The sequence below is a fragment of the Vibrio sp. Vb1574 genome, assembly GCF_033338675.1.
Genome location: NZ_JAWOTC010000009.1, coordinates 107232 through 126750 on the forward strand (window position 1 = coordinate 107232; position 19519 = coordinate 126750).

Here is a 19519-nt window from a genome sequence, read left to right on the forward strand (position 1 = left end):
CGGCGTTTTTTATGTGGAACTTAACGTTCTATTGTTTATCCATGGCTCGCTTGATGCAAACGGCAGCGCCGCCCCAAGTGATACCTAAACCAATAACCATCATAATAATTGCGCTGATTGTCATTTTGCTGTCTCCTTGCGGTTCACTGCGTTGATCACTAGACCAAAGATAAAGAGTGCGGCGATAAGTGCCCAGCCTAAAGTTAGATCATAGCCACCGTAGCCTTCAGTAATTAGGGCGTATAGCTTGGTCGCTAAGATAATGGCGAGCATGATTGGTGTAACGAAGCGTAAGCAGATCTCGAACCATTGACCAACAGAGAAATCAGAGCGCTCGTTAACGTAATTACGTACTTCTGGCACGCGCTTCAATAGCCACGCCATCAAGACAATCTCAACCAGACCACCAACCATGATGCCAACGTTGTTTGCAAAGTGGTCTACTAGATCGAGTAGCAGCAGACCGCCATTGGTAGCAAACGCCATAGAGACAACGAAGCCAATACCAATCACAACATTTGCAGCTTTTTTACGGCTCCACTTCAGCTTGTCGATAATGGCTGAAGTTACGGCTTCCATAATTGAAATATGCGAACTTAGACCAGCAACCACCAGTGCAAAGAAGAACAGTGGACCAAGAATATATGGGGCAGGTAGTAGGTTAATTGCCGCAGGTAAAGTAACAAAAGCCAAGCCAACGCCTGCAGATACCACCTCTGTTAACGGCTTACCTTGCTCTTGAGCCATGTAACCCAATACTGAGAAGATCATGATGCCGGCTAGGATCGAGAAGCCACAGTTGATCAACACGGTCATAAACGCGTTATTCGTTATGTCCGACTTTTCTGGTAGGTAGCTAGAGTAAGCTAGCATGATGGCGAAGCCGATACTTAACGTAAAGAAGATCTGACCATATGCCGCTGCCCATACTTTCACATCCCAAATTTTGCTGAAATCGGGTTCGAACATGTAGTTCACGCCATCTAGAGCTCCTGGCAAGAAAATCATACGTCCGATTAAGAAAATCACCATCAAGAATAGGATTGGCATCATAATTTTAGATGCTCGTTCAATTCCTGATTTCACGCCTTTGGCAATGGCGGTGTAAGTAATTGCCCAAGCAATTACCATGGATAAAGCAATCTTCCATTGAATACTGCCTAAGTCTGTTGGTGAGTTGTCACCTAGCTTTAGGTATTCACTAAAGAAAAATGCGTTGGTATCGGTTCCCCAACCTTGAGTGAACGACAACCCAAAGTAAGAAATCGACCAACCGATAACAGCCACATAGTAAACGGCAATAACTGCAGCCACACCAACTTGGAACCAGCCAAGCCATTCAAATTTAGAATGAATTTTCGCTAGTGTTTTTGGTGCCGAGCCTCGGTATTTTTGTCCCATACTGAACTCAAGGATCATAAATGGAATACCGGCAGTGATCATGGCAAAAATGTAAGGAATAAAAAATGCGCCGCCACCGTTTTCATAGGCCATGTATGGGAAACGCCAAATGTTTCCCAAACCGATAGCAGACCCAACTGCTGCTAAGATGAATCCCGCCCGGGATCCCCATTGTTCTCGCTTCATATTTGACTCCTATAAGACTCCCTGAGGAATGAAGCTCTCTACGTAACACAGTAATAATTGCGCAAACAGTTGGAAGAAAGGACCGCTGTTATCCATCAGCTTTTCTATCCTTAATTCTAACTTATTATAATTTTATAGAGCTATATTCTGGATACTGTAAGAGAAAGTAGATTATTAATCTTAAAATTTTGATGTGTGTTTGATAAAGCTGAAATATTTATCTGTTTTCACTGATCAGACTAACTTCTAATAATACTTAGCGCAATAGAATCTAAATGTTAATTCAGATGCGTTGTCTGGTTTTAATCTTGTTAAATTTGAGTTTGATTGTGGTTTTATGTGGGTGTGTGGTTGTTTGTCTGGAATAAATGACTGGGATCTAATAATTGCTTTGGTGTTTAAGACTATTTTGATTAATTAGGGCGTACGGCTATCTTTTGTGCACCTATCTAGATGATGCTTCGTTACTTTGCCAAACAATGGTGTTTAGACGATATCCTTTATCGGCTCTGTGCAGGACTCGTTCAGCGTTCTTTGTGACGAGTCCTATAAAGGAACATGCATAAAAATTAGAAGCGGAAACTAAAACCGACATTTGATTGGAATTGGTTCATCCAATCAGTATCGAACTTAATGATACAGTTTGAGCCGTCATTAGGTAGAGTACAGGCGCCAGATGTATCGTTATCAACGACCGTTCCTAACCATCTCAGTTGGGCTGTTAATGCAAAGTTCTTTGAAAATTCATATTCCAGCCCTGCAAAAGCGCTAGCCGAAAATCCGTATTTTTTGTCTACCCAATCCACATCGGCATAAGAAGCGCCCAAACCTACACCGATATAGGTTTGCCAATTTTCTGCGGCAGGATAGTACATGCTGCTTTGGAAGTGCAGATAATGGATATCTGCCGAGTTGGACAGCTTTTCAAGTTCCGTCGATTGATTGGAGTAAAACAATCCGATCCTTCCTTTTTCTAAGGGAGTCTCGACTGAAAGAGCGTAATTCACTGCGGGGTCGAGATCGTATGTATTACTACTTTCATCCTCTACTTGGCCGCCTCCTGTATAGCCTATGTATGGCGTAACGATGATATTCGCTTGTGCATTGATAGCAGTACTCATCATCATGATTCCTACTAGCCAGCTGAGTTTTTGGTTCATGCCCTATCTCCTTATTATGACTAAGCTAATTGTGATGGGTTAGTCAAAATTGCGCGACTAAATTAAGCAAATCTTGAACATATTTCACACCAGTGTTATTAATTTGTTACATATTAAGGAGGTGTTTATGGAACACGATCTAAAATCCGCATTAATCATTGTGGTGACTGTTTTTGCAGTGCTTTTGTCATTTGGCATCATTGCTATTACAACAGCTTAAGATAACCACTTTTACCAAACGTTTTAACAAAATGGCGTGAGCCTATGATACGTAACAGCGGTATAATCACAGAAAGCCATGCAGAGCTTGATGTAAAAGTTTATGAGCACTTTAGGCATGGTAAAACTGCTTTAGTCACGCAAGGTGGAGGGCAGAGAGGGATTTTTACCGCTGGCGTTTTAGACGCCTTTTTACTTTCCAACTTCGATCCTTTCGATGAATTCTATGGCACCTCTGCCGGAGCACTCAACTTATGTTCTTACTTGTGTCGTCAACATGGCATGGGCAAAGCTTTTATTACCGAGCTGACAACGTCTCCTGAATTTTTTAATCTTTTTCGCTATATCCGAAAGCAGCAGTACTTAGGTTTAGAGTGGGCATTAGAACGGATTCAAGATTTCCCATACAAGCTTGACCTTGATTTAGGGCGCAGTGCATTGGGAAAACGAGGAGCGTTTGCTGCGGTAACGAATATAGAGACGCTATCAGATCAATATCTACCAATCTTGGATGACTCGTGGTTTAACACTATGCTAGCGACGTGTGCGATTCCCAAGTTGTACCACGGACCTGTCGACGTAAATGGCAATAAGTTTGTTGATGGCGGCGTGTCTGCCTCTATCCCTGTACAAGAAGCGTGGCGTCAGAATGCTCGCAACATTATTGTCATTCGCACAGAGCCGTTTTCAGAGATTGAAGCGAGAGCCCAAAGTGAAGTAGGGGATGTGCCTGTCGAATGGTATCGGGAGTCTATCAACTCAGTACAGCAATCATGGCAGCAAAAAGTGAATCAGTGGAAGCTGGATTGGGCGTCGTTCTTCCAACAAAAAATTAATGCAGCACATCAATCGAAGCTTGCAGGGAAAATGCTGTTAAATGGAGGCCGTTGGTTGTTCGGTGCCGATAACTTGTATCGTTTAAGTCATCTGATTGGTGAGAATTTTGATTCAGGTTTAGCCGACATGCTGATGATTCATTATCAAACATTTGAGCTCACTCAGGCCTTTATATCTGCTCCACCTGACGACACTTTTATTTTACAAGTTGCGCCTAAAGAGGGACTTCGTTCTTCTTCTTTGTTAAGTGACCAAGAGTCACTAGAGCATGACTATCAACTTGGGCTTCAAGCTGGGTTTAACCTAGTTCAACTCTATGACCAGCTAGATGTTGAAATTGATGGTAGAGAGAGTGCATAAACCTTCTTACGTTCACGATGTGCGCAATATACAAAGCATATAAATAAGGCTCCATTTTCGGAGCCTTATTTGCGGGTTCTTGTGGTTAACTCTGGTTAGGTATAACGACTACGCTTGTAGAATGCGCATGCAGTTGGTTGAGCCAACAACATCCATTACATCGCCTTGAGTAATAATGACTAAATCACCTTTGTGCAAGAACCCTTGCTCTTTAAGGCTAGTAATCGCTGCTTGAGCCGTTGGTAAACCCGCATCACTTTTTGACTCGAAATATACAGGTGTCACGCCTCGGTATAATGCTGCTCGATTTAGTGTCGATTCATTCCGTGATAAGGCAAATATTGGCAAGCCAGAGCTTAAGCGAGACATCATCAACGCAGTCCTGCCGGACTCAGTTAACGAGATCATCGCTTTAATTCCTTCCATGTGATTCGCAGAGTACATGGTTGCCATTGCGATGGTTTCTTCAGCGGTTTCGAAGGTTCTATCTAAGCGATAGGTTGATAGACTTGCCTCCGACATTTTTTCTGCCCCCACACATACTTCGGCCATGGATTTGACCGTTTCTACAGGATATTTACCTGCAGCGGTCTCTCCAGAAAGCATCACCGCGTCAGTGCCGTCTAGAACCGCATTGGCCACATCCATCACTTCAGCACGCGTTGGCATTGGGCTAGTAATCATGGACTCCATCATTTGTGTCGCAGTAATCACGATACGGTTTAAACTGCGTGCGCGGCGAATCAGTTTTTTCTGGACACCTATGAGCTCAGGGTCACCGATTTCTACACCAAGGTCACCACGTGCAACCATCACTACATCGGATGCGAGAATAATGTCGTCAATAGACTCATTGGTCGCGACGGTTTCTGCTCGTTCGACTTTAGCCACTAACATGGCTTCAAGGCCTGCATCTCTGGCTAAGCGTCGAGCGTAATGCATGTCTTCGCCGTTACGCGGGAATGAAATAGCAAGGTAGTCTACTTGAATTGCTGCGGCGGTAAGAATGTCGGCTTTATCTTTCTCTGTGAGCGCATCGGCTGACAATCCGCCGCCTTTTTTGTTGATCCCTTTATTGTTGGACAGTGGACCACCGACAATCACACGGGTATGAACTTTATTACCCTCTACTTTGGTAACTTGCAGCTGAACGCGTCCATCATCGAGTAATAAAATGTCATTTGGTGAAACATCTTGCGGTAGTTCTTTATAATCTAACCCTACAGATTCTTGATTGCCTTCACCTTTTGGTAAATCACTATCTAATGTGAATTTATCGCCCACATTCAAAATGACTTGGCCGTCTTTAAACGTTGATACACGGATTTTAGGGCCTTGTAAGTCACCAAGAATTGCAACCTGACGCCCAAGTCTTGCTGCAATGGTACGGACTTTGTTCGCACGTTGAATGTGGTCTTCACTGGTTCCATGTGAAAAATTCATACGGACAACGTTTGCACCGGCTTTGATGATCTCCTCAAGTATATTGTCCTTATCCGTTGAAGGACCCAGCGTAGTGACAATTTTTGTTCGTCTTAATTTGGAAGTCATAGATTCTCCGATGAATGTGTGTGTACAGGTAACTTGAACTCTATCCTTACTTTACGCAATCGCTCTCAAGGTTAGCCTCGCTTAGCCCACACCTTAAAGCTACTTGAATATAAGTATATGCACAGAATGTTTACATTAAGAGTAACCCCGGTAAAACAGACAGATATTCGACAGGCAATGGCCTTATTGATAAAAATACGCTGCTTTAAAGGCATTACTTCATAATTTAGTGAATAAAAATAAGTTATTTTTCAAACAATTTAACAGGAGTAGATTCTTCGTTATTTGATTGAATACACAAACAAACAGGTTTATACGTGATGCTTGTCACGGGGATTTATTAATTCACTTCACAATTAGTTCGCAAAGTAAAAAAATTGTCCCGTTATAGAATTTCGGAGTGCAAGATGTACATGGCTCAACCGGGCCATATTGATCATATCAAACAGGTCAATGCTGGTCGTGTATATAAACTAATTGACCTAAAAGGTCCTATTTCTCGAATTGATTTGTCCAAGCAGAGTGAGCTTGCTCCTGCTAGTATCACCAAAATCACTCGAGAATTAATTGAAGCGCACTTGATTCATGAAACGACAGTACAAGAAGCGACGAGTCGTGGTCGACCTGCTGTCGGTTTGCAGGTCAATAATGAAGGCTGGCAATTTTTGTCAATGCGTTTGGGGCGGGGTTATTTAACCATTGCTTTGCATGAGTTAGGCGGTGATGTACTGATCGATACTAAAATCGAGATACACGAGCTTGACCAAGACGATGTGCTTGAGCGCCTGCTTTACGAAATTGATGAATTTTTTCAGACTTACGCGGATCAACTGGATCGGGTTACCAGTATTGCCCTTACACTGCCTGGTCTCGTGAACTCAGAGCAAGGTGTCGTTTTGCAGATGCCTCATTACAATGTCGAAAATCTTGCTCTTGGACCAGAGATATACAAAGCAACAGGCTTGCCAGTTTTCATTGCCAATGACACGCGAGCTTGGGCATTAGCAGAAAAGCTTTTTGGTCATTCTCAAGATAATGACAACTCCGTTCTTATCTCTATCCACCACGGTTTAGGTGCGGGCATCATTCTGGATGGGCGCGTTTTGCAAGGCCGTCACGGTAACATTGGTGAACTCGGGCATATTCAAATTGACCCAAATGGAAAACGTTGTCATTGCGGCAATATTGGCTGTTTGGAAACCGTTGCCAGTTCTCAAGCAATTCGTGAAGAAGTCGTAAGACGAATCGCTGATGGCGAAGACTCTATTCTTGCTAAACAAGAGGAAATGAGTATTGAGAGCATTTGTGAAGCCGCTGCAAACGGTGATCCTTTGGCCGTCGATGTGATTGAAAAACTTGGACGCTACTTAGGCTCTGCAATTGCTATTGTGATCAACTTATTTAACCCTGAGAAAATCTTGATCGGTGGTGTGATTAACCAAGCAAAAGATGTGCTTTATCCTGCGGTTCGTCGCTGTATCGAAGAGCAGAGTTTACCGGTTTATCACCAAGATCTTGAGCTGGTGGAGTCTCGTTTCTATAAGCAAGCCACAATGCCTGGTGCCGCGTTGATTAAGCAAGCGTTGTACGATGGTCAACTATTGATGAAGGTTGTGGAAGGTTAAGTACTTTTTAACATGATGATGTGCCTGGCTGTTGAGACTGCATTTGTAGGTGATTTAGGGTGAGACTTAACGGCTCACCCTTTTTGATCGCCTATTACTAGAAAGGGAATTTGAGTTATGTTGCATTGCTATATCTGCGCCATTCATGTAATTTCCTAAAAAGCTCAAGTAAATAAACAAAATGGCTTTCAATGTGCTGCGTGACTTTGCGTCTGATGCAAAGAGAAGTAATACGCTAAAACTGTTGTACTTTAAAGCTGTGCTCGAAAAGCCAAATATTTTAAGGTTATTTGGTTATATAACCTTGCTGTGTCTGTACTGATTTCGAGTAAAATAAGAATTATCCATAATTTAGGTAGTAGTATGTCCGGAGTGTTAAATACGGTTGACCAGCGTACAAACTTGGTTGGTGAAAATCGACTAGAGCTTCTGCTGTTCACTTTAAATAGTCGCCAATTATTTGCGATTAATGTGTTCAAAGTGAAAGAGGTCATCAAGCTTCCACCGTTAACCAAGCTCCCTGGATCGCACTACAATATTCGTGGGGTTGCTTCTCTACGAGGTGAAGCGGTACCAGTGATTGATTTACGAGGCGCAATTGGTTTTCCTGCTTTACGTGGTGAAGCGGAAGAAGAAAATTTGATCGTGACAGAGTACAACCGCACGGTGCAGGGCTTCTTAGTCGGTCCGGTTAAAAACATTATTAATACGGCATGGACTGAAATTCAGCCGCCTCCTTCCACGTCTGGTCGCTCGAATTACCTCACGGCTATCACGCAAATCAAAGAGGGGGATGCCTCTCAAATTGTCGAAATTATTGACGTTGAAAAAGTTTTAGCAGAGATCGTACATTACGACGTGACTATCTCGGAGGACATTCTCGATCAAGAATTGGCCCAAGCAATGGTCGGGCGTAATGTTCTGATTGTGGATGATTCCTCTACAGCTCGTAATCAAGTTCGCGATACGCTTTCTCAATTGGGTATGAATATCATCGAGTGCCGTGACGGGCTAGAAGCGTTAACGGTTTTAAAACGTTGGTGTGATGAAGGTAAAGATGTAGAAAAAGAGCTGTTGATGATGATTACGGATGCTGAAATGCCTGAAATGGACGGTTATAAACTGACCCATGAAGTGCGCCAAGATCCACGTATGTCTAAGTTGTTTATCACATTGAACACTTCTCTGAGCGGTAGTTTTAATGAAGCCATGGTACAAAAAGTAGGCTGTGATCGCTTTATATCTAAATTCCAACCGGATCTGCTGGTTGAAGTTGCTCAAGACCGATTACGCCAGATGCTTTCTAAAAGTGCATGATTAGATCTAGTGAAATCAGAGGGAGCGCACCTCTCTCTGATTTTTAACATTTCTCTCCTTAATTCCTCTGTACTAATGGAAATCCCGAGATTTACTTTGTAGATTGTTCAAGTAGTGCGTGCAATCCATCAACTTGCCAGCAATAACGTGTGTGACTTCTCCCTCTTTTTCAAGAATGCCTTTCACCATTAATACTTTAGCGCCTAAATACGCTTGCTTTTGGGCTCGTGCTGTCGCTTGCCAAACGACCACATTAATGTTGCCCGTATCATCTTCTAACGTAAAAAATGTCACGCCAGCGGCGGTGCCTGGAGATTGTCTTCCTGTTACCACACCTACCACTGTGACCAGTGACTTATGCGGTTTCTCTGTCAGTTGCCTCATGCGGGTAAAGTGAGGGAGTTTGCCCGTTTCTTCTAATAATTTAATTGGATGGCGGCTAAGAGATAGTCCCGTGCTTGCGTAATCCTCAATTAAATTTTCATATTCAGAGGGTTGAGTCTGGTAGCTAACATTGGGTTCTTCGACCTTGTGAAACAATGGTAGGTCAGATAAGGAATCCATTGCTGCCCAGCGAGCGTTATAACGATTTCCCGACAAGGCCTGAAATGCATTGGCTGAAGCCAATAATTCAATGTCACTTCGGCTTCTTAATATCTGCTTTACTTCTTGAATCGTTCGGTAACCATTAAGTGGTTTGCGCTCAATAAGCCTTTGTGCGCTTTCTGCGTTAAAGCCTTTCACCAAGCGAAAACCAAGTTGCACGCCGAGCCTGCCATTCGGACGTGAGACGAGATGATGCTGATATTTTGAATGATTGACGCACACCGGCAATACTTCAACGCCATGCCGGCGAGCATCTTGTACTAATTGCGATGGGCTATAAAATCCCATTGGTTGGCTGTTCAATAATGCAGTGTAAAATTCGGCTGGGTAATAATATTTTAACCATGCAGAACAATATGCCAGCACTGCGAAAGACGCTGAATGACTTTCAGGGAAGCCGTACTCACCAAAGCCGCAAATCTGATCGAAAATTCGCTCAGCAAACGCTAAGTCATAGCCTCTCTCTTGCATACCATTGATCAGTTTTGGTCTGAATTTAGCGAGATCGCCATTCTTTTTCCATGATGCCATCGCTCGACGGAGTTGATCGGCCTCGCCGCCGCTAAACCCTGCGGCTACCATGGCTAGCTTGATGACTTGCTCTTGGAAAATAGGGACGCCCATAGTCCGCTCAAGAACGCTTTTTACTTCTTCCGATGGATAACTGACAGGCTCTTTGTGATCACGCCGTTTTAAAAAAGGATGCACCATATCACCCTGAATAGGGCCTGGACGAACAATTGCAATTTGAATCACTAAGTCGTAATAACAAGCAGGCTTTAGGCGAGGAAGCATGCTCATTTGTGCACGAGATTCAATTTGGAATACGCCTATCGTGTCGGCTTTTTGGATCATGCGGTACACGTGTGGATCATCTTGTCGGCGAGTGATCTCGGAAATCGAGAGGGATCGCTGGTGATGTTTCTCGACCAGTTGAAAGCACTTTTTGATGGCGTTTAACATGCCGAGTGCGAGTACATCGACTTTTAGTAGCTTCAAGCTTTCTAAATCGTCTTTATCCCATTGAATGATAGTGCGATCTTCCATCGAGGCATTTTCAACAGGTACTAACTCATATAAAGGGCCAGATGAAATTACAAATCCACCTACGTGCTGAGATAAATGGCGTGGGAAGCCAATGATCTCGTTGACCAATTGGATGAACTGCTGCCCTTTGAGAGATTCTGGTTGTAAGCCCAGTTCAATAATTTGAGCTTGCCAGCCTTGGCTGCGATCTCGGCGATTAACGTTCTTAATGAAAAAATCTAATTGGGTCTCTTCAATCCCTAGTGCTTTACCGACTTCACGCACGGCACTTTTAAAGCGATAGCTGATCACTGTTGCAGCAAGTGCTGCACGCTCACGGCCATATTTTTTGTAAATATACTGGATAACTTCTTCACGGCGATCGTGTTCAAAGTCCACATCAATATCCGGCGGTTCCTTACGTTCTTTACTGATAAATCGTTCGAATAAGACAGCGATTTGTCGAGGATCGACGGCGGTAATTTCCAGGCAATAACACACCACAGAGTTTGCAGCGGAACCTCGCCCTTGGTAAAGAATGCCTTGCTGTTTCGCGAACATTACGATGTCGTGAATAGTAAGGAAGTAGTAGTGGTATTTCAGCTCTTGAATAAGCGCCAGTTCATTCTCGATGGTTTGATTGACTTCTGCTGGCACGCCTTCAGGAAAACGCAGCTTTTTACCGCGCTCGACCAACATACGTAAGTAAGAGTCGGGTGTATAACCATCTGGGATCAGCTCGGTAGGATATTCGTATTTTAAATCTGAGAGCTTAAACTCGCATAAATCGGCGATGTAAGTGCTTTCTTCCAGCCATTCTGGTTTGTAAATCCGAATCAACTTTTTAAAAGGACGAAGCGCTCGCTCTGTATTCGAAATACGATCAAAACCGAGTTTATCGACGCTACACCCATGCTTTATAGCAGTAAGTACATGCTGTAATGGCAAGCGTTCAACATCATGCATGAGAACGCCTCCGCAGGCAGTTATAGGTAATTGAAATTCATGTGCTAACTGCTCGCAGTGCGCAATGTACTCAGTATCGTTGTTACTCAAATGGCGCTGAATCGCTACCCACAAACGATTAGCGTGGTGTTGATTGAGCCAGCGCCCCCAATAGTGATCACTCTCTTGATGTGTGGGCAGCCACAATACCAAACAATGTCGAACCGACATCAAATCCCATTCGAACAGTTGATAGTTGCCTTTTTCACTGCGTCTCCTTGCGTTTGTGATGATACGACACAACTCGGCATAAGCCTTGCGACAAGGGCAAAGCAGTACGATTTGGCATTCATCATTTAACCAAAACATACTTCCAACGATTTGTTTGATATCGAGTTTATGTTGTTCGATGGTCGCATGGGCTTTGACAACGCCCGCGACTGAACATTCATCCGTTATAGCTAGAGCTTGATAGCGATAGAAAGCAGCTTGGAGTACCAGCTCTTCTGCATGAGAAGCCCCAGTCAAAAAAGAGAAGTTAGACTGACAAAATAGTTCCGCGTAACTCATAATGACCCAACAAAAATAACTGTCGATTTAACAAAAATAGCCATGAAGAAACCAGTGCTTGTGCTGATCGCGAAATATCCATAACCAGCGGCCTTGCTTGGTGTGTGCAATGTAGTAATCACGCATGATCTCATCACCATCCCACCACCCAGAAACTATTCGCTCAGGTCCGTGGACCAAAGAAACTTGCTCTTGCAATACAATGGGAGTCGGTAATTGCATTGCTGGGCGTAGTATGGATGGTATGGCGTGCCCCTTTTCATCCGGAGCATCAGCAGGGCGATACTGACTGGCCTTTTCTGGTCTAGGATCGCAAGCAATATTGGGTTTTAAAACGGCACTTTTTCCCAATTTAGCTTGCAGTAAAGAGAGCAGCTCTAAAGCATTCATGTTTCCTTTCTGCCCAGCAAAGAGATCGCGTGATGCACTAAGAGGCTCACCTTGACGGATGACTTTTAACGTTAGCCCTGTGACTGGGCCATTAAGCGAGAGTGACTCTAAGCTCAAACTCGCTAACTGTTGCCAACGCTGACATAGGTAATCACCTTGCGCAGAAGTGAGTTGAAGGTGTTGCTCTTGTTTCTCACGCTGGTGGAGTGTTAAACACAGTTCAAAAGCGACCTTATCTCTTAATTTAAGAAAGATTTCGAGTTGACGAAGTAATTTGGCCAACGGCTTTTCAATCCACTGAACGTTTTCGATCTCAAACAACAGCTCTAAATAAACTTGGAAGGATTCGGTAGGGTGATAAAAGTCGACAGGGTGTTTAAACTGCCCAGTCAGTCGACCAACATAGTTCACCAAATCGATATCAAAGCGTCGTGCGATGTCTTGCAATGGCAGTTCAAGCAGGTTTTGCAATGTGGTGACACCTACACGTTGTAACTTCTCTACGGTAGCGTTTGATAAATCTGTCAGTGTTAACGGTATTGGTGATAAGGCTTTTTGTATGGCAGATTTGTCTTCGCTGATGACGTTCGCTCCTGATAATGCCATCAATTTGGCAGCAAAAGGCGAAAAACCACATCCGAATTGAAAACTCAGTTTCAGCTCCGATAAGTGAGCTCTGACTTTGTTCCAATAGTTTTCAAACCCTTCATACAGAGCGAGCATTGGAGTAGCACGCAGCAAAATACCTTGGTTTGGCATCAACACAACGTCAGATGTGATCAAATACAGCCATTGAGCAATTTCTTGTAACTTGCTCCATTCGGTGTGCGGATGATAAGGATGCACTTGTAAATCTCGACACAAGGACGCAGCACTGCCTAGGCCCATACCTGGCTTAGTGCCTTGTTGTTCGGCAATCTCGTTGTATTGAATAATCTGGCAACGTTGGCTTTCGACAATCACCACGGGTTGTTCTTGGTTATCACCAAAGAGTGCGTCTAGCTGCAGGCGAGGGAAGTGCAAGTAAATCCACAGAGCCATATCACTAACCTTGGTTCGCCAGTGGGAAATTGACCACAGTCGAGTGCACAGTTTCAGATGATGGTTTCACCAGTTGCGGGTAATGGTGTTGGAATCCGATACTAACGCTACCTCTATTCCAGCCTCCTTTCCTTTTCAGCACTTCAACATGAATCCCTTGCTCGTCGCCTTTCAGTTTTAAACTGAGTGACACAGGCAAAGACAAGCGGTTGATAGTATCTGTTTTAAGCATAAAGAGAGGGCAAGTACCTTGTTCACTCGCTACCTGTAAGCGTTTCACTTGATGTATTTCAAGCTCTTCTTGCCATAACAAAACATTACTGCATACCCCACTTTTCAGACATTGCTCTGCAGCCCAAAGAGCATCTTTGGGGTGAGTTGGAGTAACAACCCACACTTGGTTTATATCCAAACCGATGTAGTGTAAGAACAGAGAATTCACTAACGCGGGAGGTTGAATAAATGCAGTCACACCATTGGTCTGGGTGGCTTTTAAATAAGGAGCGAGCAAACGCAATTCACCAATACTACCAATAGATTCCATCTCCACTACGCCATGAGGTGGAAAGCCTCCGCCGAGCAAATCATCTAATTCAGAAAAACCGGAACTAGTCTGCAACTGCTGAGGATCTGCTTTCGTTAAATTTGCTTGCCAAACAAGGTGTTGGCTTTTTAAGTTCTGAATAATATCTTGCATAATAAGTACCTGTATATACATACAGTATATTTCTGTGGGAGAAAGTCGCAAGATTTTTATGAAGAGAGAAATGAAAAAGGCAGCGTTTGCTGCCTTTTCAATCGATTATGTGAGGTAACCTGAATGAGTTATTTACGCTTCGGTTGAGCGTCGATGCACTGACCGTTCACATCGGTAACCGCAGGATCCATTAAGTGCAAATATAGCGGCATGATATCCAGTGGCGTTTTGAGAGTATTCGCATCTTCACCCGGATATGCTTTTTCACGCATGCGAGTACGAGTGGCACCAGGGTTAATTGCGTTAACGCGGATCGGTGTATCACTCAGCTCGTCAGCTAAAACTTGCATCATGCCTTCTACGGCAAATTTAGAGATAGCGTATGGCCCCCAGAATGCGCGGCCAGAGTGGCCGACGGTTGAAGAGGTAAAGATAATACGCCCAGCTTCTGATTTACGCATCACAGGCAGTAGTGCTTGAGTCATTAGCACTTCGGCTTTCACGTTGATCTGCATGATATCGTCGAAGTCTTCCTCTTTGATTTGATCAAATGGACACAGCGAACTCAAGACACCTGCGTTGTGTAATAGACCATCCAAGCGACCAAACTGTCCTTCGATTGTCTCTGCCATATCAATGTAATTCTGCTGAGTTGCACCCTTGAGATCCAATGGAATGATAGCAGCTTGTGGATAGCCAGCAGCTTCAATCTCATCATAGATAGATTCAAGGTTTTGCACATTTCTACCCAAGAGAATAACAGTTGCACCGTGCTCGGCATAAGAAAGCGCGGCTTGACGGCCGATGCCATTACCAGCGCCAGTAACAAGAATGACTTTACCTTTTAGAGCATCAGCTGAAACGGAGTAGTTCACGGCGATAAATCCTTATTATTGTAAGAGGGTCCATGATAGTTAATTGACGCTAAAAAACGCCTGTTTCTCAATGGAAAATCTTGGTAATCGTGACAAGATGGTTACAATACACCAATTCATGTGTTATACCAATTCCAGAACTTTCGTTAGGTATGCTATCAATCAGAACAAGTGGTTACAAACCGCGCTGCCTTCTCGCTGATGTTTCTGCGTAACATACTAACGTCATCTGAAATGAGATAAAGGAGCTCTCGTTGGAATTTTTATTAGATTATGGTCTGTTTCTGGCCAAAATTATCACGGTGGTTGCTGCGATAATTGTTCTGCTCATTATTGCAAAATCGGCTGGTGGCAAATCGGGTGCGGCGAAAGGGGAGTTAGAGATTACCAACCTTTCAGAGCAACACAAACAATCTGTTGAGCAGTTAGAGCATCATTTGCATGACGATGCTTTCATCAAGGCTCGAGATAAAGCCGTCAAGAAAGAAGAAAAAGAGAAGAACAAATCTCGCGAGAAAGAAATCAAACAAGCGAGCAAAGACGGTTCATTAGATAGCAAGCGTGAACCACACCTATTTGTTCTTGATTTCAACGGTAGCATAGACGCAAAAGAAGTCGCGTCTCTACGTGAAGAAATCACCGCTATTTTGGCTGTCGCACGTGAAGGTGATGAAGTGTTACTTCGCTTAGAGTCTGGCGGTGGTATGGTTCATGGTTACGGCCTTGCCTCTTCTCAACTGGACCGAATCAAAGCTGCGGGTCTTCCTCTGACCATCTCTGTTGACAAAGTTGCGGCAAGTGGCGGTTACATGATGGCATGTGTAGCAGATAAGATTGTTTCTGCACCATTTGCAATTGTGGGGTCTATTGGCGTTATCGCACAAATTCCTAACTTCAACAAACTGTTGAAGAAACATGACATTGAGTACGAACAACTAACAGCGGGTGAATATAAACGCACGCTAACGATGTTCGGTGAGAATACCGATAAAGCGCGCGATAAGTTTAAGCAAGAACTTGAAGAAACACATGTCTTGTTTAAAGACTTCATTCGTGAGCGTCGCCCTAGTTTGGACCTAGACAAAGTAGCCACTGGTGAGCACTGGTTCGGTACACAAGCGAAAGAGCTTGGTTTGGTGGATGACATTAGTACATCTGATGATATCGTTGTTGCGGCATGCAAAGATAAAACTGTACTTTCTGTGCATTATGTACAAAAGAAAAAACTGGCCGACAAGCTAGCAGGTGTGGCGGGTAAAGTCGCTGATAGTGTGATTTTAAAGTTAGCTGAGCGTGGTCAAAAGCCGATTGTTTAATCGAGCTTAAGTTCATGACATTTAAAACGGCGAGGGCGGAAGCTCTCGCCGTTTTTGTTGAACTTTATGTTTATTGATGAATCCAATTACGCATTAGGTGTAATGCTTTACACGACATTTTTCCTCGCTCCAAAGACTGATTACCCGTATAATGTGCGCCTCGAAAACCGAGCAAATTGCTGAAAAGAAACTATTGGTGGAGAAGAACATGTCCTCTCAAACTCCGGTTGTAACCGTAGATGGACCTAGTGGTGCAGGTAAAGGCACTTTATGTATGTTGCTGGCGAAAAAGTTGGGTTTCCAACTCTTAGATTCTGGCGCAATTTATCGTGTACTTGCACTCGCTGCGATTCACCACGGTGTCGACACCGAGTCAGAAGATGCTCTTGTCCCACTAGCAACCCACCTAGACGTTCAATTTATCGCGGAAGGTGACTTAGTTAAGGTCATTCTAGAAGGCGAAGACGTGTCAGGGGAGCTTCGTAAAGAAGAAACGGGTATGGCAGCATCTAAAGTTGCGGCTTTGCCACGTGTTCGTGAAGCATTACTACGTCGTCAGCGTGCATTTGAGACCGCTCCGGGTCTGGTTGCTGATGGTCGTGATATGGGCACAATTGTATTCCCGAGTGCGCAAGCAAAAATCTTCCTTGATGCGAGTGCTGAAGAGCGTGCAAATCGACGCCTTAAACAGTTGCAAGAGAAAGGGTTAGATGTTAGATTTGCTGACCTTTTAAGCGAGATCCAAGAGCGTGACGACCGAGATCGTAACCGCCCAGTGGCGCCATTACGCCCTGCTGAGGATGCGCTTGTGCTAGATTCTACGTCGATGACTATCGACGAAGTAGTAGAAAAGGCACTACAATATATCGAATCGAAGCTAGCTGAGTAATAATACTCGACTAGGCTAAGAGCGTTGGTCGCAAGGATGATGACTGGCGAATTTAATAACCCCATGCGGTAGGATACCCGTGGAAGTTTAATTTATTGAAGATTAATTAAATGACTGAATCTTTTGCTCAACTCTTTGAAGAGTTTCTAAACGAAACAGAATTCCAACAAGGCAGCATCGTTAAAGGTACTGTAGTAGCTATCGAGAACGGTTTCGTTCTTGTTGACGCTGGTCTTAAGTCTGAATCTGCTATCCCTGCTGAACAGTTCAAGAACGCTGCTGGCGAACTTGAAGTTGAAGTTGGCGCTGAAGTAGACGTAGCTCTAGACGCTGTTGAAGATGGTTTCGGTGAAACTCAACTTTCTCGTGAGAAAGCTAAGCGTCACGAAGCTTGGATCGTACTTGAGAAAGCTTACGAAGAAGCTGAAACTGTTGTTGGTATCATCAACGGTAAAGTTAAAGGCGGTTTCACTGTTGAACTAAACGGTATCCGTGCTTTCCTTCCTGGCTCTCTAGTAGACGTACGTCCAATCCGCGACACTGCTCACCTAGAAAACAAAGAGCTAGAGTTCAAAGTTATCAAACTTGACCAAAAACGTAACAACGTAGTTGTTTCACGTCGTGCAGTTATCGAATCAGAGAACAGCGTTGAGCGTGACGAGCTTCTAGAAACTCTACAAGAAGGTTCTGAAGTTAAAGGTATCGTTAAGAACCTTACTGACTACGGTGCGTTCGTTGACCTAGGTGGCGTTGACGGTCTTCTACATATCACTGATATGGCTTGGAAGCGCGTTAAGCACCCATCTGAAATCGTTAACGTTGGTGACGAGATCCAAGTTAAAGTTCTTAAGTTCGACCGTGAGCGTACTCGCGTATCACTAGGTCTTAAGCAACTAGGCGAAGATCCATGGGTAGCAATCGCTAAGCGTTACCCAGAAGGTCACAAACTAACTGGTCGCGTAACTAACCTAACTGACTACGGCTGCTTCGTTGAAATCGAAGAAGGCGTTGAAGGTCTAGTTCACGTTTCAGAAATGGATTGGACTAACAAGAACATCCACCCTTCTAAAGTTGTTAATGTTGGCGACGAAGTTGAGGTTATGGTTCTTGAAATCGACGAAGAACGTCGTCGTATCTCTCTAGGTCTGAAACAGTGTAAAGCTAACCCATGGCAGTCATTCGCTGAAGCACAAGCTAAAGGCGACAAAGTTACTGGTAAGATCAAGTCTATCACTGACTTCGGTATCTTCATCGGTCTAGAAGGCGGCATCGACGGTCTAGTTCACCTATCTGACATTTCTTGGAATGTTGCTGGCGAAGAAGCTGTACGTGAGTACAAGAAAGGCGACGAGATCTCTGCAGTTGTTCTAGCAGTAGACGCTGAGCGTGAGCGCATCTCTCTAGGCATCAAGCAAATGGAAAATGACCCATTCAATGCTTACGTTGCTGACAACAAGAAAGGTGTTCTAGTTAACGCTACTGTAACTGCTGTTGACGCTAAAGGCGCTACTGTTGAAATCGCAGAAGGCGTTGAAGGTTACATCCGTGCTTCTGAAGTATCACGCGATCGCGTAGAAGATGCTTCTCTAATCCTAAGCGCTGGTGATGTTGTTGAAGCGAAGTTCACAGGTGTAGACCGTAAGAACCGCGTAATCAACCTATCTATCAAAGCTAAAGACGAAGCTGACGAGCAAGAAGCAATGGCATCTATCAACAAGCAAGATGACAATGCATTCGGTAACGCAATGGCTGACGCTTTCAAAGCTGCTAAAGGCGAATAATATACTCGCTTAAGCAAAAAAGGAGCCGCAAGGCTCCTTTTTTATATTTGGTCATATTTAAGTAGTAATACTAATGACAGTAAACTATCTTAATAAAAGGCATTTCTTCATTGCGCATTTTGCATAAAATTTGTCTAGAATTGTCAGCAAGTGTTTGTTGGAATTAGTATTACTTACTATAATAAGTGATAAAGATACTCAAAGAGGGCAACTATGACTAAGTCTGAACTGATTGAAAGACTCTGCGCTGAGCAAACACACTTATCAGCGAAAGAGGTAGAGGATGCTGTAAAAGATATTTTAGAGCACATGGCCTCTACACTAGAGAGCGGTGACCGTATCGAGATCCGTGGCTTTGGTAGTTTTTCTCTTCATTACCGCGAGCCTCGCGTAGGTCGTAACCCTAAAACGGGCGATAAAGTGGAATTGGAAGGTAAATACGTTCCACATTTCAAACCTGGTAAAGAACTTCGTGAGCGTGTAAATATTGGTTAATGCACTCTTATTAGTTTGAAAAAAGCGGCATACGTTTGTGTATGCCGCTTTTTTGTAATGTATCCAAGTTAGTCATACATCCAAGATCGTTTACTAATCTAATTGTGGATTCAGCCGTTTTCCTTGCTGCTTTCTATACCCAAATAACTTTAACTTCTAAGCATGTCTACAAACTAAGCATCTTGAGGTTACTTGGGTATAGATTATTGCTAATATACGTAGTCTGAAGAAG

At 43.7% G+C, this 19519-nt stretch carries 16 protein-coding genes; 8 read left to right on the forward strand and 8 right to left on the reverse strand.

What is annotated here, in order from left to right:
• Window positions 1–28: 28 nt before the first annotated feature.
• From R7O12_RS09145 to R7O12_RS09155, 3 genes are all read right to left on the reverse strand, one after another.
• Entirely contained in the window at window positions 29–124 is a 96-nt protein-coding gene (locus R7O12_RS09145; protein ID WP_005372963.1) for a MetS family NSS transporter small subunit, read from the reverse strand.
• Window positions 121–1587, reverse strand: coding sequence for a sodium-dependent transporter (locus R7O12_RS09150; RefSeq protein WP_005372966.1), 1467 nt, complete (start codon window positions 1585–1587; stop codon window positions 121–123). Before R7O12_RS09150 ends, R7O12_RS09145 begins: the two co-directional genes overlap by 4 nt.
• Window positions 1588–2156: 569 nt before the next feature.
• Window positions 2157–2747 carry an outer membrane protein gene (locus tag R7O12_RS09155; RefSeq protein WP_318125767.1) on the reverse strand — a complete coding sequence of 197 codons (591 nt, stop codon included), beginning with the start codon at window positions 2745–2747 and terminating at the stop codon, window positions 2157–2159.
• 127 nt (window positions 2748–2874) lie between these two features.
• On the opposite strand from R7O12_RS09155, the gene R7O12_RS09160 reads away from it, so the two are divergent.
• Window positions 2875–2967 carry a YnhF family membrane protein gene (locus R7O12_RS09160; RefSeq protein ID WP_005372970.1) on the forward strand — a complete coding sequence of 31 codons (93 nt, stop codon included), beginning with the start codon at window positions 2875–2877 and terminating at the stop codon, window positions 2965–2967.
• 44 nt (window positions 2968–3011) lie between these two features.
• Window positions 3012–4163 carry a patatin family protein gene (locus tag R7O12_RS09165; RefSeq protein WP_005372971.1) on the forward strand — a complete coding sequence of 384 codons (1152 nt, stop codon included), beginning with the start codon at window positions 3012–3014 and terminating at the stop codon, window positions 4161–4163.
• Between the two features lie 108 nt (window positions 4164–4271).
• Here the strand turns inward: R7O12_RS09165 and pyk are convergent, their stop codons facing one another.
• Window positions 4272–5714, reverse strand: a complete 1443-nt coding sequence (gene pyk, locus R7O12_RS09170; protein ID WP_005372972.1) for a pyruvate kinase — start codon at window positions 5712–5714, stop codon at window positions 4272–4274.
• Window positions 5715–6121: 407 nt separating this feature from the next.
• Between pyk and R7O12_RS09175 the strand changes: the two genes are divergently transcribed.
• A complete protein-coding gene (locus R7O12_RS09175) occupies window positions 6122–7339 on the forward strand; it encodes an ROK family protein (RefSeq protein WP_005385828.1) in 1218 nt (405 codons plus the stop codon).
• A 363-nt stretch (window positions 7340–7702) separates the two neighbouring features.
• Window positions 7703–8656, forward strand: coding sequence for a chemotaxis protein CheV (locus R7O12_RS09180; protein ID WP_005372976.1), 954 nt, complete (start codon window positions 7703–7705; stop codon window positions 8654–8656).
• 72 nt (window positions 8657–8728) lie between these two features.
• On the opposite strand, the gene R7O12_RS09185 is transcribed toward R7O12_RS09180, so the two are convergent.
• From R7O12_RS09185 to R7O12_RS09200, 4 genes are all read right to left on the reverse strand, one after another.
• On the reverse strand, window positions 8729–11803 hold the full coding sequence (locus R7O12_RS09185) for an error-prone DNA polymerase (RefSeq protein WP_318125768.1): 3075 nt from the start codon (window positions 11801–11803) through the stop codon (window positions 8729–8731).
• Between the two features lie 27 nt (window positions 11804–11830).
• Window positions 11831–13234, reverse strand: a complete 1404-nt coding sequence (locus tag R7O12_RS09190) for a Y-family DNA polymerase (RefSeq protein WP_258483840.1) — start codon at window positions 13232–13234, stop codon at window positions 11831–11833.
• A gap of 4 nt (window positions 13235–13238) precedes the next feature.
• The gene (imuA, locus tag R7O12_RS09195; RefSeq protein WP_053306608.1) at window positions 13239–13931 is read right to left on the reverse strand and encodes a translesion DNA synthesis-associated protein ImuA; all 693 of its coding nucleotides are present in this window, start codon (window positions 13929–13931) and stop codon (window positions 13239–13241) included.
• Between the two features lie 128 nt (window positions 13932–14059).
• Window positions 14060–14806, reverse strand: a complete 747-nt coding sequence (locus tag R7O12_RS09200; RefSeq protein WP_005372980.1) for a YciK family oxidoreductase — start codon at window positions 14804–14806, stop codon at window positions 14060–14062.
• A gap of 254 nt (window positions 14807–15060) precedes the next feature.
• Between R7O12_RS09200 and sohB the strand changes: the two genes are divergently transcribed.
• The 4 genes from sohB (at window position 15061) to ihfB (ending at window position 19287) form a co-directional block, all read left to right on the forward strand.
• Window positions 15061–16122, forward strand: a complete 1062-nt coding sequence (gene sohB, locus R7O12_RS09205) for a protease SohB (RefSeq protein WP_005385819.1) — start codon at window positions 15061–15063, stop codon at window positions 16120–16122.
• A 208-nt stretch (window positions 16123–16330) separates the two neighbouring features.
• A complete protein-coding gene (gene cmk, locus R7O12_RS09210) occupies window positions 16331–17011 on the forward strand; it encodes a (d)CMP kinase (protein WP_021033981.1) in 681 nt (226 codons plus the stop codon).
• A gap of 110 nt (window positions 17012–17121) precedes the next feature.
• A complete protein-coding gene (rpsA, locus tag R7O12_RS09215) occupies window positions 17122–18792 on the forward strand; it encodes a 30S ribosomal protein S1 (protein WP_005385817.1) in 1671 nt (556 codons plus the stop codon).
• 213 nt (window positions 18793–19005) lie between these two features.
• Window positions 19006–19287, forward strand: a complete 282-nt coding sequence (gene ihfB, locus R7O12_RS09220; RefSeq protein ID WP_005385816.1) for an integration host factor subunit beta — start codon at window positions 19006–19008, stop codon at window positions 19285–19287.
• Window positions 19288–19519: the final 232 nt, after the last annotated feature.

Bases quoted from the DNA above. Each gene is read 5' to 3' on its own strand.
- R7O12_RS09150 (WP_005372966.1), bottom strand. From the start codon at position 1,587: ATGAAGCGAGAACAATGGGGATCCCGGGCGGGATTCATCTTAGCAGCA.
- R7O12_RS09165 (WP_005372971.1), top strand. From the start codon at position 3,012: ATGATACGTAACAGCGGTATAATCACAGAAAGCCATGCAGAGCTTGAT.
- R7O12_RS09145 (WP_005372963.1), bottom strand. From the start codon at position 124: ATGACAATCAGCGCAATTATTATGATGGTTATTGGTTTAGGTATCACT.
- R7O12_RS09180 (WP_005372976.1), top strand. From the start codon at position 7,703: ATGTCCGGAGTGTTAAATACGGTTGACCAGCGTACAAACTTGGTTGGT.
- R7O12_RS09185 (WP_318125768.1), bottom strand. From the start codon at position 11,803: ATGAGTTACGCGGAACTATTTTGTCAGTCTAACTTCTCTTTTTTGACT.
- pyk (WP_005372972.1), bottom strand. From the start codon at position 5,714: ATGACTTCCAAATTAAGACGAACAAAAATTGTCACTACGCTGGGTCCT.
- cmk (WP_021033981.1), top strand. From the start codon at position 16,331: ATGTCCTCTCAAACTCCGGTTGTAACCGTAGATGGACCTAGTGGTGCA.
- R7O12_RS09160 (WP_005372970.1), top strand. From the start codon at position 2,875: ATGGAACACGATCTAAAATCCGCATTAATCATTGTGGTGACTGTTTTT.
- ihfB (WP_005385816.1), top strand. From the start codon at position 19,006: ATGACTAAGTCTGAACTGATTGAAAGACTCTGCGCTGAGCAAACACAC.
- R7O12_RS09190 (WP_258483840.1), bottom strand. From the start codon at position 13,234: ATGGCTCTGTGGATTTACTTGCACTTCCCTCGCCTGCAGCTAGACGCA.
- rpsA (WP_005385817.1), top strand. From the start codon at position 17,122: ATGACTGAATCTTTTGCTCAACTCTTTGAAGAGTTTCTAAACGAAACA.
- imuA (WP_053306608.1), bottom strand. From the start codon at position 13,931: ATGCAAGATATTATTCAGAACTTAAAAAGCCAACACCTTGTTTGGCAA.
- R7O12_RS09175 (WP_005385828.1), top strand. From the start codon at position 6,122: ATGTACATGGCTCAACCGGGCCATATTGATCATATCAAACAGGTCAAT.
- R7O12_RS09155 (WP_318125767.1), bottom strand. From the start codon at position 2,747: ATGAACCAAAAACTCAGCTGGCTAGTAGGAATCATGATGATGAGTACT.